Origin of the sequence: Bifidobacterium sp. WK041_4_12 (assembly GCF_041080795.1) — a bacterium.
In the GTDB taxonomy this organism is placed as follows: domain Bacteria; phylum Actinomycetota; class Actinomycetes; order Actinomycetales; family Bifidobacteriaceae; genus Bombiscardovia; species Bombiscardovia aquikefiricola.
This window is the reverse complement of the sequence record NZ_CP129674.1, coordinates 1,628,701-1,644,499: the sequence shown is the minus strand read 5'-3', so window position 1 is coordinate 1,644,499 and position 15,799 is coordinate 1,628,701. Positions and strand designations below refer to the sequence as shown.

11 protein-coding genes are annotated in these 15,799 nt (G+C 51.7%); 4 read left to right on the top strand and 7 right to left on the bottom strand.

Going from position 1 to position 15,799, the window contains the following annotated elements:
* The first annotated feature begins 86 nt into the window (after positions 1–86).
* Positions 87–2,534, top strand: coding sequence for an EAL domain-containing protein (locus QN215_RS07015; protein WP_369343612.1), 2,448 nt, complete (start codon positions 87–89; stop codon positions 2,532–2,534).
* A gap of 120 nt (positions 2,535–2,654) precedes the next feature.
* On the opposite strand, the gene QN215_RS07010 is transcribed toward QN215_RS07015, so the two are convergent.
* The 4 genes from QN215_RS07010 to QN215_RS06995 form a co-directional block, all read right to left on the bottom strand.
* A complete protein-coding gene (locus QN215_RS07010) occupies positions 2,655–4,550 on the bottom strand; it encodes a hypothetical protein (protein ID WP_369343611.1) in 1,896 nt (631 codons plus the stop codon).
* Positions 4,551–4,623: 73 nt separating this feature from the next.
* Positions 4,624–6,933: a glycosyltransferase family 2 protein gene (locus QN215_RS07005; RefSeq protein ID WP_369343610.1), complete on the bottom strand. Its 2,310-nt coding sequence runs from the start codon at positions 6,931–6,933 to the stop codon at positions 4,624–4,626.
* Positions 6,930–8,039 (bottom strand): GtrA family protein, encoded by a 1,110-nt coding sequence (locus QN215_RS07000; protein ID WP_369343609.1) that lies wholly within the window; start codon positions 8,037–8,039, stop codon positions 6,930–6,932. Before QN215_RS07000 ends, QN215_RS07005 begins: the two co-directional genes overlap by 4 nt.
* On the bottom strand, positions 8,039–8,362 hold the full coding sequence (locus QN215_RS06995) for a hypothetical protein (protein WP_369343608.1): 324 nt from the start codon (positions 8,360–8,362) through the stop codon (positions 8,039–8,041). The genes QN215_RS07000 and QN215_RS06995 overlap by 1 nt, the downstream gene beginning before the upstream one ends.
* 236 nt (positions 8,363–8,598) lie before the next feature.
* On the opposite strand from QN215_RS06995, the gene QN215_RS06990 reads away from it, so the two are divergent.
* A complete protein-coding gene (locus QN215_RS06990; protein ID WP_369343607.1) occupies positions 8,599–9,051 on the top strand; it encodes a GNAT family N-acetyltransferase in 453 nt (150 codons plus the stop codon).
* A 194-nt stretch (positions 9,052–9,245) separates the two neighbouring features.
* On the opposite strand, the gene QN215_RS06985 is transcribed toward QN215_RS06990, so the two are convergent.
* Together QN215_RS06985 and QN215_RS06980 are read right to left on the bottom strand one after the other, a co-directional pair.
* On the bottom strand, positions 9,246–9,716 hold the full coding sequence (locus QN215_RS06985) for a hypothetical protein (RefSeq protein ID WP_369343606.1): 471 nt from the start codon (positions 9,714–9,716) through the stop codon (positions 9,246–9,248).
* Between the two features lie 96 nt (positions 9,717–9,812).
* Positions 9,813–11,366 carry a PspC domain-containing protein gene (locus QN215_RS06980; RefSeq protein ID WP_369343605.1) on the bottom strand — a complete coding sequence of 518 codons (1,554 nt, stop codon included), beginning with the start codon at positions 11,364–11,366 and terminating at the stop codon, positions 9,813–9,815.
* A gap of 123 nt (positions 11,367–11,489) precedes the next feature.
* Here QN215_RS06980 and QN215_RS06975 point away from each other — a divergent pair, with 123 nt between their 5' ends.
* Positions 11,490–12,950, top strand: coding sequence for a PspC domain-containing protein (locus QN215_RS06975; RefSeq protein WP_369343604.1), 1,461 nt, complete (start codon positions 11,490–11,492; stop codon positions 12,948–12,950).
* A 122-nt stretch (positions 12,951–13,072) separates the two neighbouring features.
* Entirely contained in the window at positions 13,073–13,747 is a 675-nt protein-coding gene (locus tag QN215_RS06970) for a LuxR C-terminal-related transcriptional regulator (protein ID WP_404978529.1), read from the top strand.
* A gap of 98 nt (positions 13,748–13,845) precedes the next feature.
* Here QN215_RS06970 and dld read toward each other — a convergent pair whose 3' ends face one another.
* Positions 13,846–15,576, bottom strand: a complete 1,731-nt coding sequence (gene dld / locus QN215_RS06965) for a D-lactate dehydrogenase (RefSeq protein WP_369343602.1) — start codon at positions 15,574–15,576, stop codon at positions 13,846–13,848.
* Between the last annotated feature and the right edge of the window lie 223 nt (positions 15,577–15,799).

Sequence of the window (15,799 nt, the reverse complement as noted above, 5' to 3'; positions counted from 1 at the left end):
AACCCACAGTGCTTTTCGCTGGTGGAACGCAAAGTATGAGGAATGCCAAATGTTATGCCGACGCGTCAGACTTGAGGATGGATTACATGCGTGCAACAAGTATGATTATGAGTCATCTGGCCCAGCGAAAAGTTCGTTTCGTTCTATGCATCCTTTTCTTCACTGCTGCCAGCATTATTTTGGCAATTTTCAGTGGTATCTCAGTTCTTCAGGCAACCCCGCTTCTATGGATGTTCTGGTTTGCGCTGCTGTTCGTGTCGGCCATGCTGTGTCCGCACATCACCGGTGACAACCTGCTGCTTGGTTTCGGTCCCGATCTGGTTCTGCTGAACGTCGCCATGCTTGTGCCGCAGCCTTGGACGATAGGGATAATCGTCGTGTGCGTGCTGTCGGTTCTCTACATGATCTGGGCCGAATCAATAGCGTGGGCGCTTGCCGCCATCCTGTCAACGATGGTATCGGTACTGCCGTCGGCAGTAATTGGACGATATGTGGATGACATGTATCGCACCACCGTCGTCCTGCCCAATATCGTGATCTATGTCCTGCTTGTTTTCTGTCTCAGCTACACCACGTCCAGAATTGGCATCGCGTGTGTGATCACCGCATTGAGGGAAGGCACCTTTCCGGGAAATCTGAAACATCTTGATTGGAAACTGGTTATTGTAAAGCCCTTTGTGCTGTGTGGAATAACGACATTGATATTCTCGGTGCGGCTGTTTCCGAGAATAATGCCGGATCCGCAATGGGACACCGCCGCGAACATTCTGCTGTCGCTTGTGCTGCTTTCAGCGTTGTTCCGATTGGGCAATTTGGGAATCAACAGTCTTTCCAAACGTCATCGTCTGGAATATTTGGATGCCGCCTCCAGTTCGCTGTCGCTTTCAACCAAAGATGTCATGTATAGCACCAAGCAGCTGATGTCGAAGATGTATCCGTACATGAAGGTGAGCGTGAGCTCTGCGACGCCGCGCGACAACGGTTATGAGAGTTCCGTGGTTTCCGGTGCAATATCGTCAACCCATGGGCCATTACATATTGCGATAACGCGATCGGTCTGGAACCGGTCCTTCGATGAAGTTGATAATCTGGTCGTTAACCTCATTGCCTCCATGCTGCGTGTCATCTACAGAATTCGGATGGAGACCAGCAGCCTGCAAAAGGCTGCAAACACCGATCCATTGACAGGTCTGGCAAACTATCGCGCCTTTGAAGCCACATTTTCCGAGCAGCAGGAGAGTGCGGGCAATCCTGTGTGCTCAATGATTTTCATTGATGTCGACAAGTTCAAGAGAATCAACGACTCGTATGGACATCAAGTGGGTAACGAGGTTCTTCAGATCATTGCTCGGCGGTTGCGCTCGGCGGTTGATGCGCAGCATATGGTCGCCAGACTTGGCGGCGATGAATTCGTCATCATTCTTAGTGGCATCGGCAACTTTCAGGAAGTGCAGACTTTAGCTAAACATGTTGCACGGTACGTGAACAAAGTCGTCCCCACATCAGGGGGACTGGTGCCGATAAAGATATCCTTCGGCATTTCCATCGGCGACAGCGGCAAGGATTATCGCAGGCTGATGGAAGAGGCTGACCGGCGCATGTATGAGTCTCGAAGAGGTGTGACGAGTCGTACGATCCAGCCTGACCTTCGCGGCGGAAACGGTACCGTTGCAACCGTGCCTGAGCGTTATCCTGCGAACACTCAGCAAGGACGCTGCGAGCGCTCATTGCCAAGTCAAGCTGAAATCGAGGAGATTGTTGCCCGCGCCATTGAAAAAGATGTGATTCAGGTATATTACCAGCCCATCGTCAATCTTCGAACGAGAACGGTGTATGCTCTTGAATCATTGGTGCGATATCACGATCCAAAGCTTGGCGATATACCAGTTGCAGATATTGTCAAAACTGCCGACAGAAGATCGCTGACCTCGGCATTGTCTGATTCCATGCTGCTGCATTCTACGGCTGATATGGCTGTTTTCAACAAGATCGAATCGGATTTGCAGATTATTGCCATCAATGCAACGCTGAACGACATGCTTGACCCCTTGTTCGAGGCTCATCTCATCGCTGCGATGAAGCGATATCAGAATTTGAGAATCATCGTTGAGATCACCGAGGAATCGATGTCGCACGCTGATGGGAAGACCTTGGACGAGGTAGGTGCCTTTGTTCGATCAAACGGGATCGATATTTCACTTGATGACTCGGGAACCGTGTATTCGGAGCTTTCAATTCTCTCATCGCTGCCTGTTGCCGCCATCAAGATTGATAAAAGCATCGTTGACAAGTTGGAGCAGAGCGTAACGCAGACCTTGGTGCGAGGACTGTTGAACGTGTGCGAACAATTGAATGTGGAAATCGTTTTCGAGGGCGTGGAAACCAAACATCAGGAGCAGCTCATCAGCAGCCTTGGCGGTCATCTGGTTCAGGGCTTTCTCTACGGGCATCCTATCGATGCCGTGGAAACAGGGATACGATTGCACATTTCAGGGTTGGAAATGCTCCCAAACCAAGTATGGCCAAGCATGTAAGCATATCGGTTCTAGTATCCACAATAGCTTGGAGGGGCCGTTATTGTGGTCATAACAGCTATCGTGCTCGTTATGCCTATGCATGCTGACGTGTCTCAACAAGTCGCCATGCAGTTGCCATCATCTGATTCCCTCTGCAACAAGCGTGATGGCGTTATGTGATTTCACTATCCGATAGAAGCCTGTGGATCCGCTGACTCCATAATGGCGCTGAAGCAGCCTCATTTCGGTGCTGTCCGTTTGCAGAACGACGAGATATTGGTATTTCCTGAGCAGATTGTCCATATTGGGCTCATAGAACTTGACTATGGCATCCACATGGGGTGCATAGAGATAGTATTTGACCACATACTGCATGTAATAATCGGTGGCCTGACCGTCGGTGTCATGACCATAGATGAGGTATTTGGTGGTATCCACAGCTCCATGCTTGGGCCAGGCGTCTGCGGTAACCTGTGAAACCGTGGCAGGCAAGGTGGTGGGATAAGCCTTGATGATTGAACTGAGACCATTGTATTCAGATAAGAGAATTGATAGGGCGATGGCAGTGCATGCCACCACTGCCTGCTGATAGAGATTCTTTGTTGCAAAGGTTTTGAAGGAGCGATATGCGGGAACCTCACCGACACGGAAACGGAAGCTCCGCTCTATGTCAATGGTCGCACACATGAACAACGCTCCGACGAACAGCACCACGATGCTATTGGAATATCGGTCAAAACCTGCCAGGTTCTGAGCCTCCGACTGAGGCATGGAATATATGTATAAGGCAAGAATTCCTACATAATACAGTGCAAGAACAATATCCGTGGCAATGAGGCATTTCCAAAGATTCCAACGCCACGCGCGAGTGAATGCAACAATGAGACAAACCACAATCGCTATGATATTGGCAGCCAATATTCCCTGAGCCGCTCGCGTGTTCAGATCTAGGGAAGCCTGGGTGAAGGCGGTGATGATGTGGTGTATTTGCGCACCGGTTTTCGCGGACCCTCCCGATGCAACGTCGGTTGCATTACTGCTGAATTTCTGAGAGAGCGCAGCAATGCCGGTAATCTTGAGATGCCATTGCCATAGGGCGTAGGTACAGAACGATGCTGCAGAGAACCCAAGTACTGCGACACAGTTGGCCCAGCTTTTCCAGCGTTTGTTGGTGAGCAGCCGTTGCAGGAGATACAGGAGCGCTATGGATGCAAACACTATGCCAGTGACCTTGACAATCATCAGAAATGCGGCAATGGGTGCGATGATTGCAGAAGCGGTGACGAGATGATCGCCATACCGGTAGGCGATTGCAAGAATGGCAAGCGTTAAGACAGGAAGAATGAAATCGACAAGAAGGGTGTTGATTCTGATCGTGATGTTGAATATGGAAAGTATTGAGCACCCACACGCCAGGAAAGCGTAGAGAAGGAATCGTTTCTGCTGCTCGATGATGCCAAACACTGCGTAGAAGGCCGCAAAGATCAGCATGCTTTGACCGAGAATCATGACGGCTTGTGAATGGCCAGCAAAGCTGCACACATAATACAGGAATGAGGTCGTGCCAAGCGGATAGTTGAGAAAGCTGATGAGTTCAGAATGCACTGTCGGGAATGCGTTGGTGAGTAGCATTTCCTTGAGGGCGATGGCCCAGTGTGAGAAATTATCGTAATGTACAAGCCTGCTGGAGTGCAGCAGAAATACAAAACAGATGATTCCGATGACGAACAGGGTATCAAATAATGATGGAAGCCACGGCTTGGAGGTTCTGCGAACATGACCGTCGGTCTTTCCACGCGTCAGCGGGCGAGCATAGCGCCATGCGACGATGATGAGCAGCAGCGCCAGTCCTACGGCAAGAATGGTGAATGAGCCAGTTTCCAGCTGATTGAATATGCCACAGATATATGTGGCGCAGCCGATGCTCGACAGAACGAGTATAGGTATGAATTCCTTGTGAACATGGAGCATACGTGCAGCCGCTCCATATCCGAAGTACGAAAGAATCATTGCAATGGTGGTGACAATAATCATGCTGAGGCTTCTTGAGAGTGTGTGCTTACGGTTTGCGTCGATTGTGCAGCAGAGAATCGTGAAATCATGAGAATCAGTGGTCCACAGGGTGAGTGACGGTTGCTGCGATATTTTCAATCACGCCGCTCACCATTCCTGACGAGGCCAGCTCATGCAGGTTCGCAACCTGCAATGTCTCTTCATCGCCATGCATCTGTCCTGTCCGCATAAGCTCAATCCTCATTCCGGATTCCGTGGTGAATGAAAGCCGTGATGGTATCGTGTCCATTCCTGTCGCTGCTTGCAGATGGGCCACAGTCCAGCTGCGATATCCTATGGATGCGCGAGTGCAGATTGTTCCATCATCGAAACGTACCGAATCGCGAACGACCATTGTTGAAAATCGATTGAACGCGGTGCTTGGCTTTTGCAATCGCTTCATTACGTTTCTGACAAAATCGTCGTAGGCGGTGTCCCAGAAATCCATCTGCTGAGGTAGTGCATGCTGTCGGTCATAAATGATTTGGAAGAATTTGCGCTGATCCGCAATTGTTTTGGCCCTGACCACAAGGGAGTATCGCCAGCCATCGTCCACCTGCTGCGCATAGATCATGCGGCCAAGCAGCTCGGATTCATAACGGTCGGTATGAATTCTCAGCGCAACGTCCTGAGACTCGTCAAAATACAAGGACACGTCGGAGTGGATGCCCATGCCCTCCTCAGAAATGTCAATGGTGTAAGCCTTGTAAATCTGGCCTCCCAGGTTGATGTCTAGCTGTTCGTGCGCGGTGAAACGTTCGCTGCGCCGGTATGCGGGGCGCCCAAGCATGAAGAACAACGAGTATGTGAGAGAAACCAGATTGTATGTCAGCCAGAATATGATGACCGAGCCGAAGAACAGCGACCAGCCATATTTGCCCCAGACAAAATGAACGAGTGCAGCGAGGGTGAAGAGCAGCAGTATGATATTTGGGACAGCCAGTAGTAGGTTACTTTTGGCACGTGCTCCTAGGGCCACGTTGCGCTTATCAGTGACCTTGAAGCTGCGTTGGTGAATGTGCAGGGTTTCGAGCAACACGGGGAAAATCATGTATGGCATCAATATGGTGTCAATGACCTGACTCCACCTTTGGTTTCTGACGGATCCGGAGAGGAAGCGCATTGCCGACGCATAGCAGATATATGCGGGCAGCCAGATGAGTATCAACGATCCCAAGCCAGTCACAACGATTCTGAAATTGAACAATGCAAACAGAATCGGTGAGGTTATGAATATCAAGCGGTTAACGAACGACCACCAGTAGAGGAAATTCCACAGATAGGCAAGCTTTCCTTGGAATGACAGACCAGGAGTTCGGAACGGGTGGGTGTTCTGCAAGCTTTGAATGATTCCGCGCGCCCAGCGAGTGCGCTGGTGAATCATCGCGCTGACGGTTGTGGTTGCCAAACCTGATGATAAGACTTCGTTCGTCGCATAGGTAATATAGCCGTTCTGCTGCATTCGAAGACTGACCTCAAAATCTTCGGTTATGGTGTTGAGGGGGAATCCTCCGATATCTTCAAGTGCCTTGCGGGAAAGAATCGCGTTGCTTCCCGTGTACGCGACGGAATTCGAGGTGTTCCGTAAAATATTGATTTCACGTGAGAAGAAATCCTGCTCATTTGGAATGATCTTTTCGGCGTACAGGTTGAACTGGAACAGATCTGGGTTATAGAAGCTTTGTGGCGTCTGCACGAGGCCAATGGGTTTCTCGTCCGAAGTGTGTTCGTCGGCGTCTCTTTTTCGCCAAGCTCCCTGCTCCTGAATGTAGTCCCTGACGAGAAAATAGGGGATGGTTTTCACCAGAAAGTCATGTCGTGGAATCATGTCCGCATCGAAGGTGGCGACGAGCGGGGAGTGGGTGTGGGCAAGGGCATTGTTGTAGTTTCCTGATTTTGCGTGGGTGTTGTCGGCAAGTCCCAGATAGCCGACATGCAGCTCATCCGCCAGCTGCGCGACTTCGGCACGGTTGCCGTCATCGCAGATGAACACATGAAGCTTTGCTTTGTCTGGATAATCCATGCAGGTGCAGGCATACACCGTTTTGGAAAGCAACGACACCGCTTCGTTATGCGTGGCAACGAACACGTCCACATCTGGAAAATCCTGGTCTTCGATGCTTGGACGGTCAATCACGAAGCTATCCGCTCTCATGCGCTGGAAGAATAGGTCGAATGTTGTAAAAATCGTTATGGCCTCAGCAATGTAGAGCATCACCGCAACAACCATGTTCAACGTGCCGTCATGAATGGGAAGTGTGAAGAACAGACGCCAAACCAGATAGATGCTCATAAGCACAATCGCGAGGGCGAATATGAGATTTTGCTTGGTTATCGATGATTGCTGTAATTTCGTTGATTTCATTGCGCTCTCGAATCATTGTTGAAAACCCAACGGCTTTGAACATAATAGCTGAGGAAATAGAGCATACAATCACAGATGATTTTTCCGGTGACCTGACTGATGTTGAACAGTTGATGCAATGCGTAGACTCCGCTGGCAGAGAGGACGATCAGCATGAGGCTCAAACTTACGTAGCGAAGCAGACTCGATGGTAGGGAGCTAAGATCCTTGAAAATGAGTGTGCGGTTGATTGCGAAATTCAACGCTATTGACATGACCCGTGCGAGACATGTCGCTACGAAGGTATGCATATAGGTGGTAACGCCCAAACCTCCCAGTGGAATGCTGAAGAATAATCCTGCCAAGGCGATGTCGACAATTGCGCAGAGCAGTGACGACAGTGAGAAAGAGACGAATGCTCCCATCAGCGCTTTCATGATGATAAAGCTGTCACGTATCGCGTGGAAGTGGGTTCCTTGATTGCCGTCATTGTAGATTGTGGCAATGGGCATTGAAACGATGGGCACATGTCGTTGCGCCGCGATGACAAGCATCTGTGTCTCATACTCAAACCCGTTGCCGGGAAGCGACAGGAAGGTTGGGACCAGATCCGAACCGAACGATCTCATGCCGGTTTGGGTATCGGCGAGCTTCACCTGATACAGACATGTGAACAGTAAGGTTGAGAACTTGTTGCCCAGCACTGACTTCCAAGGGGTGCCGGGAGTTGAAAAGTCACGGCACCCCAGAATCAGCGAATTAAGAGAGCCTGCAGACTCTCGGACCATCGCAATCACATCTTCGATGCGATGCTGACCGTCAGAATCAACCGTTATAACGGTGAATGGTTGGGGATAATGCTCCTTGATCCACGCCATACCTGTTTTCAGAGCCGCACCCTTGCCCTGATTGTGCTCATGGGTGAGAACGGGGTTTCCTGCGCGTTCAAGTTCGTTGAATATGTGGCGGTATCTCAGCCCTGAACCATCATCGACAATAACAACCTGTGCGATGGCATCATCTTCGCGCAATTGCGCCACATAGTCTAGCAGTCCAGATTGGGGCTGCAATGTGGGTATCAGGATTATATGACGGCAAGCGCCGTTTTGATTATCAGTACCAGTCATCAGGGTCCCTCATCATGTTCCTTACACTCTTGCTGCAACGACCATAATTGGGCGTCTGCTGCTTGCACAGCACACCACAGTTCCAGGGCGCTATTGCTGTTCTCGCTGTTCGCGATTGTATAGGTGAGCCAGATTGGTGGCCAACCATGATGCCGATTTTGCTGAGAGATTACTGGTAATGAGTGAGCGCGCGAAATTACCGGCACCACACTTGAATTTCCGCGCACGCAGAATACCATCAGCGCAAGAATAGTCCCAACGTTGTTTTGCACCAGAAATGAAGTGTAACGAAGAAAGACACACAAGGCAAAAAAGAGTGTCATTTATACGCGTGTAGTGATGCAGGTTTGTACATGCTTGTCGTGTAAATCATGGCGATGTCTTGACGTAGGCCCTACTCGCGAAGATGGACTGCGCTCGGGATTTGAAAGAGCGAGCAAGGAAAATACTGAGGCACAGACTCATGATGCCCGTTCGCTTGATGATGGTACAGTGCAGACAACCAGTGCAGACAGCATGCGTGAAATGAGCAGTTTTGACGGTTTTCGGATGGGGGCATATGAATTGGAGCGATAAGACGTTTAGCGAGCTTACGACGATGGAGCTGTTCTCATGTGAACGATTGCGCATCGATACCTTTGTCGTGGAGCAAGGCCATGAATATCATGACCTTGACGAGCATGATCTCCACGCTCACCACGTGTTTCTCATGGACAACGCCCGTCATGAAGCGTTGGCGTATGCGCGGGTATTTCCTGAAGACGATCACATTACCTTTGGGAGGGTGGCCACGGCGCAGTCCGTTCGAGGGCAGGGCTATGGCGCTCAGCTGATTGATACGGTGCTCGCCGTCTGCGCCGCCAGCTGGCCTGGCACGGACATCGTCATCAATGCCCAGGTTCCGGTCATTGGTTTTTATGAAAAGAAGGGTTTCACAGCCTATGGAGAAGTATTCTCCATCGAACATACTCCGCATCGCCGCATGTTCATCAAGGCTGCTGCCCATAGGTGACCCGCTGCGCTCGCTGAAAACTCGAAAGAACAGCTTCGAGGAGGGAGATTGCGAGTTTTGCGGCAATTCTGAAGTATACGAGTGCAGAATCGTTGAAAACACGTCGAAAAGACGTTGAAAAATGTCTGTTTTTAATCTTTATACTTCAGAATTGCCGCAAAACTCGCAATCTTGACATGGAAAGGCCCTCAGCATCATTGTTTCATGCGGTGGAGGAGGGTGCTGATTGTCCAGAAGAGCGATGAGAGCAGCAGAATGCTGCCGATGGCAGCCAGTGCGATGGCAAACATCACCCGCCAGTCAACGTCCATAACGCTTATCAGATTCAGGGGAGTCCAAAACAGGGCGGCAAGCGTTGCGATGACTCCGCATACGATGAGAATTGACCCTAACACGATGGTTGGCGTGCTCGATCCTGACTTGCGAATGATCGTGTTGCCATATGCATCATGCTCTTGTGTATCTGATGCGGTTTTGGTATATAACGGTATGTCGTTCATGATGCGTGTTTGGGCATTCTGGCCGAGATCTGCGTCGTCGGTCGGGTGCTCATCGGTCGGGTGCTCGTCTTTCTTATATTCCTCGGTTGGAAATTCCTTGGTAGGAGAGTCAGACCGGTCATTCTCTTGGCTGCCATTGGTTTGAGTATCGTGCTTGTCCATCATCGTGCATCCTCACATGTAAGTGTTGTATTCTTGTGCGAAATCGTGTGAATATCATCCTTTTGTGGAGATTCCACAGATGTCGTCTATTTGGAAAATCTATGAGGCATAGACAACGGAAAGCTCGCTGCCCATCATCGCAGGAACAGCAATATGAAGTGACTCGTTGGCGAAGTCCTTGGGTTGCGTCGCATTTTGCCCATCATCGTCCATGGTGGTCCAGTGGTCGAATGACACAACACCTTCAGAATTGTTCACATACCAAAATGTTCCACCCAGCTTTGCCGATGAGCTCGAAGTGCTTACGGATTCATTGAGACTGTACGCGCAGCCTTTCGGCATGATGATGGTTGCCTTGGTTGCGATGAGACTGAACTTGATTGTCCCAGTCGGGCATGAGGATTCGACCGTGCTTCCGTCGGCCCTCGCAATCGAGTGTTTGCCGTTATCGCGTTCATACTGGCTGAGATCTATCGTTGCTTTGCCTGAGGTTATGAATCCAAAAGGTGCTCGGCGCGCGTGTGAAGAGTCAAGACCTGACGATAGCTGTTGACTGCCATCGAGCTTCACGCCCTGTGCATAGCGTCGCATCTGCGATGGGGAAGAGCCCAGCACGGTATTCTCAGATGTCGAGATACGCACAAAGTTCTGTGTCTGTTCGCTTGACGTTGCACTCGTATAGGCAAAGACCAAGATGATGGTGAGTATGAGGCTCAAGAGGGCAAATGGGGTAAGCCCACCGGAGCGTCGTCCTAAGCCACCCAGTATCACCAGAATGATGCCCAATACCACCGTGCTCACGGTTGACCACAGCGTTGCGACTCTCAACGTTTCTAGGGCATTCACGCTTGCCAAAGCAGAGAATATCAACATGCCTGCAGCCGAGAGAAAGAGCAGCCCGACGGCCGCACTCACGACGATAGGTCCAGCTGGTTTGCGGCGAAGGTATCTCAGATGTGGATTGTACTGATATTGATGCTGATAAGGATTCTGATAATACGGAGCGCTGGCCTGGTCACTAGCAGTTGCGGTTTCTGCAGCGCTTGGTGAACGCTGTTCCTCTCCCGTTTGGTTGGCAAAGGTCTGGGAAGATTGGAATGCTTGAGAAGTCTGGGGTGGCTGCACATTCTGAAATGCCTGCGCGTTCTGAGATGGCTGAGGGCTTTGGGAGGTCTGCGTATAACCGCCTTGTGCAGAAGCATGAGACGCATATCCGTTATGCTCGCGTGTGTGCTCGCGTGTGTTCTTGCTCCACAGCATCAGCAAGAACACTGCGAGAGTGGCGAGCGTTATGACGAACAGCCCCGCTCCCGGAAATGCTATAGCCACGATGATGCAGAGAAACACGCCAAGGCAGCTCCAATCCCATCGCCCTTCAATCAGGGCTTCCAGCAGAATCACATTGCTGCGATGATCGGGGAGTACAAACCACAGCAGACCATACAGTGCCGCTCCCAAACCGAAGCAGAGCACAGAGGCAACGAAGAGGACACGGATCAGCACAACATCCCATCCGAGTCGTGCCGCCACGCCTCCAGCAACGCCGGAAATCCATCGTTCATCAGAACGCTCGATGCCTGCGTCTCGTATCCAAGCAAAAAACCTCGACTCCGCACTCGGCGGTGTAGGCTCATTCATCTGTGCATTGTTCATGATTCCATTACAGCAGTAGCGGTGCGTGAGAGAGATGGGGGAACACCCTGATTTATCCCTGATTCTTCGCCTAACATGCTCTGAAAGTCAGCCTGGTACTGCATTCCGGGCAATAATGGCATCATGCATGTCACACCGGAATCACCACTGGACGCTTCATCATCTTCACCTCACGTTGCTGAGCCAAGAGACGGCAACACAGCTCTCCTGCCTGCTCGATATCCACTGCTGAGACCGAAGCAGGGCAGACTCATCAGCGGGGTGTGCCGTGGGGTCGCCCTGCATCTTGGTATGCGTACCTGGGTTGTTCGGCTGATTGCGCTCGCACTGATTCCCTTTTTCGGTGCAGGTTTCGTCGCCTATGTGCTGCTGACCATCAGCGTGCGTGCTGGGGACCCTCTGCGGCAGAATTCAATCGACGATGCTGTGCAAAATCAGCCACTTGCCAAAGGGAATGCACCTCAGCAGCCAAGCTCCAAGCGCAGCATAGAGTCGAATGAAGGTCTGCTGCGCATTCTGGAACGCACATCACTCCCACGTATCATTCTTGGCTCAGGAGTCTTGCTGCTGAGCTTCGGACTGCTGCTTGGCGTAGGGGGTTTGCCGGTAAACGTCATCGTTCCAGTACTTCTGACCGCATGCGGTATGGGAATTTCCTGGCTGCACATTGATGATGCGGGCAGCAGCGCCGATGATCGTGACGGCAGCGTCACCAACGACTCCTCATTGCTGACCAGACTGATCATCAGCATAGGGCTCATCGTTGCAGCTCTGGTGATCTATGCCTTCAGCACCTATTCCTTCATGCAGTCTGCACAGCTTGTGTTCGTTGCCGTGCTGCTGCTCACCGGAGTAGGCGTAGCCATCGTTCCATGGGCGAATTCCATGGTCGAGAAACTCAGTGCCGAACATGCTCTGAAGGAACGTGAGGAAGAACGAGCAGATATGACGGCACATCTACATGACGGTGTGTTGCAGACGCTTGCTCTGATTCAGCTCCATGCAACCGAACCGAGCGTTGTCTCAACGCTTGCTCACTCGCAGGAAGAGTCGTTGCGGGAATGGCTCTATCACCATAGAACGCCGGCAGAACGCTCGGTCAGTACTGGAATACGCAATATTGCCGCCGAAATCGAGCTTGAACAGGGCAAGACAATCGATGTCGTGGCAGTGTCGGACGCTCAGCCGTCTGAATGCAGCGAAGCATTGCTTGATGCGACTCGGCAGGCGCTGCTGAATGCTGCGATGCATGGCGCTGAACCGATCTCGGTGTACAGCGAAGCTCATGACAATGTCATGGAAGTTTTTGTTCGTGATCATGGCGACGGTTTCGACATGCACGAGATTCCTCACGACAGACTCGGCATTCGCGAGTCCATAGTGGGCAGAATGGAACGTAAAGGCGGTAGTGTGGATATCGTTTCCAGACCGGGCTGGGGCACGGAGGTTCGCATGAGGATGCCACTTGAAGCAACCAACGAAGCAGTCAACGAAGCACAGAACGGTTCAACTGGCGGCAATGATGGAAATTCGAAGGGCACTGGCACCCATGAAGCCAACCGAGAAGGAGGGAACAGCAATTGAACGGACATGGACCTGACCTCACTCGGCATGAGCGCCGCATGGATGAATCTGATCAAGGTGTGAATGGCAAAGGTGTGAATGGCATCGGGAGGATTGATGATGCTGTGCAGAGCGAAAATGCTGTGCAGACGGCGAATGCTGCAAGAATTCGAGTAGCGGTTGTGGACGATCACGAGATGTTCAGAATCGGCGTTATCTCAACTCTGCGCCCATTCTTCGACATCGTTGCTCAAGCTGCGGATGTGGAAGGTGCCGTGGCAATGATCGAAGCAAGCAAGCCCGATGTGGTGTTGCTTGATGTTCATGTGCCAGGTGGTGCAGGAGGTGGTGGAGCGGAAATTCTGATGAACTCCCAACGTCTTTCTCCCCATTCCGTGTTCCTTGCACTCTCGGTTTCAGATTCGCCTCAGGACGTTGGCTCGGTGATTCGCGCAGGTGCTCAAGGCTATGTGACCAAAACCGTGTCAGGGAAGGATCTGGTTTCGGCCATCCGTCAGGTCCATGAGGGTTATGCGGTCTTTTCTCCGAAGCTGGCAGGTTTCGTCCTATCAACATTCCAGACTGAGCAGGGCAGCCCGAAGGGGATTGATGACGATGACGAGCTCAACTCGCTTTCGGCCAGGGAGCAGGAGGTCATGCGTCTGATTGCGCGTGGTTATACCTATAAGGAAACCGCCGCCGAACTGTTCATATCCGTCAAAACCGTAGAAACGCACGTCTCCAAGGTGCTACGAAAGCTCCAGCTCTCCAATCGCAACGAGCTGGCTCGCTGGGCAGCAGACCGCAGCATCGTCTAGCGCGTATATTGCCAAAGAGGGGAACTTGTGCAATGCCTGCACCGCCGACAATCGTTCAAGACCAGCGAGACGGTCTCAATCCTTCACGCAATGTTGAGTTACGCCCAGTTTTTCAGGGTTGAGGTGCCGCCTAATCCGGGGTTGAAGGTGTTGGTCGGGTCAAGTTCCTTGAAATGCTGCTCCATTTCCGGTGGAAGATGATAGAGACGACCGTAGTTATGCTCCGCTGGCAGTCTGGCACCGCGCGCTTCGAGCAGCTGCTGAATCTGATCGTGTAGCTTCTTGGTGTCTACGCCCTGCTTGGCCACGTAATCCTGATGCATGACATGGCAGAAGAAATGACCATAATATGCCTTGACTTCGAGCTGATCCTCGATTTCCTTGGGCAGAACTTCGAGCCAGTCCTCATCGTCGCGTCTCAACGCCACGTCGATAGGAATGAGACCGGCGATATGACGCCGCTTCAACTCTGCGTATCTGGTCGCTGCGCTCGCGGCACCGAAACGATTCAAGTTGGCACTTTTCGCTTCGTCTGGGGTGCATACGAAGAAGTCGCCACCATACTCTGGTTTGGCGAAAAAGTCCCTGAGCATATGCTCGCATTGGTCTTTCTGCCCGGCACTCACCGTGAGCAGCAGGTGATGTTCGAAACGGTTGCGGTATTGCATCATCCGCTGCGGCAGTTGCTTCGGGAAAATGCTGAAAATCGCCTGTGAGACGGTATCGGCAAAAGTTGGACCTATGCCAGGAATCTTGGCGAACAAGCCATTCGCCCATGTTTTGAAGGCGAACATGACTGTCTGAACTTTAGGGCTGAGGAATTTGAGGAATATAAAGGTGTCCTTGCCATATCGCTCTGCCATGTCGAATGCAGAACGTCCCATGTACTCACCGGAAATCGGTAGTGGCATGTCGGATTTGAGCATCATGCGACGAATCGCCTCAAGTTCGTGAGGACTGTTCGTGCCAATGTAGAACATGGCTGGATTCACTTCGAGTGGGAATGTGCGCGTACGAACTGCGAAAACCATCAGATTGCCCGCTGAGCCGGATGCCTCGTACAGGTATTCCGGATTGGCGTTATATCGAGCCGGTGAAGGCACAATCTCGCGAAGATGCTTGGCATACTCGGTTTCGTTTGAATCTTCCGGGGGAGGCGTGACATCGGCTGCTTCCCAATCGCCATGCTGCAGGCGGTCGAGTGCGTCCTCGGGATTGTCTTCCGCATTGTCTCCCAATGAGATGCCGAGATGGTTGACGAGTTCAACCTTGCCCTGTTCATTGACGCGAGCGTATATGGCCTCTCGGGTGAATGCCGGGCCTTTGCGAATCTGGCTCCCGCCTGAATTGTTCGAAATGCCGCCGATGACCGAAGCTCCGATTGAGGTTGATCCGATGACGGAGTGCGGTTCGCGGTGTGCCTGTGCAAGCACGTCAGTCAGATGCGTCAACGGGGTTCCAGCGAGTGAGATGGCTTCGCGTGCATCGTTGATGAGGAACACCTGATTGATGCGATGAGTTGAGACGATGACGACAGGACGGTCATACTGCTGATCCGGCGATGGTCCTGAGCCTCCGGTCAGTCCTGTGTTCGATGCCTGGGGAATGACGATCAGATTGTTTGCTGCGCAGACCTGAAGGGTTTTCCACATGTCAACCAAGGTATCTGGACGAACCACGGCGAATACCGGACCTCCACCGAAGCGGTATCCCCGAGAATAGGGGGTTGTCGCGCGCAGCGATGTCAGCACGTATTTCGATCCGACTATCTTCTTGAACGCTTCGATGACCTCATGGGCATTCGTCGGTGTCTGTTCTGGCTCCGTCATTGCTGACCTTTCGTGTAATACCTAGCATCACGATCGAGTCATGGTGTTGAACGGATAACGCTCTTTTTGGCGCTGATTGGTGTGCAGTCTGCAGCAATTGTCCGTTGGATCACCATGTTTGTCAAGGAGGCTTGCCGATAGCCTGGCCTGGAACTGGCATGCCATGGATGGCCGCTTCACCGCGTTTTACTTTCGTAGGAAAATACAGCGTTGGATTCGCGTT

Bases quoted from the DNA above. Each gene is read 5' to 3' on its own strand.
- QN215_RS07010 (WP_369343611.1), bottom strand. From the start codon at position 4,550: ATGATTATTGTCACCACCATTGCAATGATTCTTTCGTACTTCGGATAT.
- QN215_RS07005 (WP_369343610.1), bottom strand. From the start codon at position 6,933: ATGAAATCAACGAAATTACAGCAATCATCGATAACCAAGCAAAATCTC.
- dld (WP_369343602.1), bottom strand. From the start codon at position 15,576: ATGACGGAGCCAGAACAGACACCGACGAATGCCCATGAGGTCATCGAA.
- QN215_RS06990 (WP_369343607.1), top strand. From the start codon at position 8,599: ATGAATTGGAGCGATAAGACGTTTAGCGAGCTTACGACGATGGAGCTG.
- QN215_RS06995 (WP_369343608.1), bottom strand. From the start codon at position 8,362: ATGACACTCTTTTTTGCCTTGTGTGTCTTTCTTCGTTACACTTCATTT.
- QN215_RS06985 (WP_369343606.1), bottom strand. From the start codon at position 9,716: ATGATGGACAAGCACGATACTCAAACCAATGGCAGCCAAGAGAATGAC.
- QN215_RS06975 (WP_369343604.1), top strand. From the start codon at position 11,490: ATGCATGTCACACCGGAATCACCACTGGACGCTTCATCATCTTCACCT.
- QN215_RS07000 (WP_369343609.1), bottom strand. From the start codon at position 8,039: ATGACTGGTACTGATAATCAAAACGGCGCTTGCCGTCATATAATCCTG.
- QN215_RS07015 (WP_369343612.1), top strand. From the start codon at position 87: ATGCGTGCAACAAGTATGATTATGAGTCATCTGGCCCAGCGAAAAGTT.
- QN215_RS06980 (WP_369343605.1), bottom strand. From the start codon at position 11,366: ATGAACAATGCACAGATGAATGAGCCTACACCGCCGAGTGCGGAGTCG.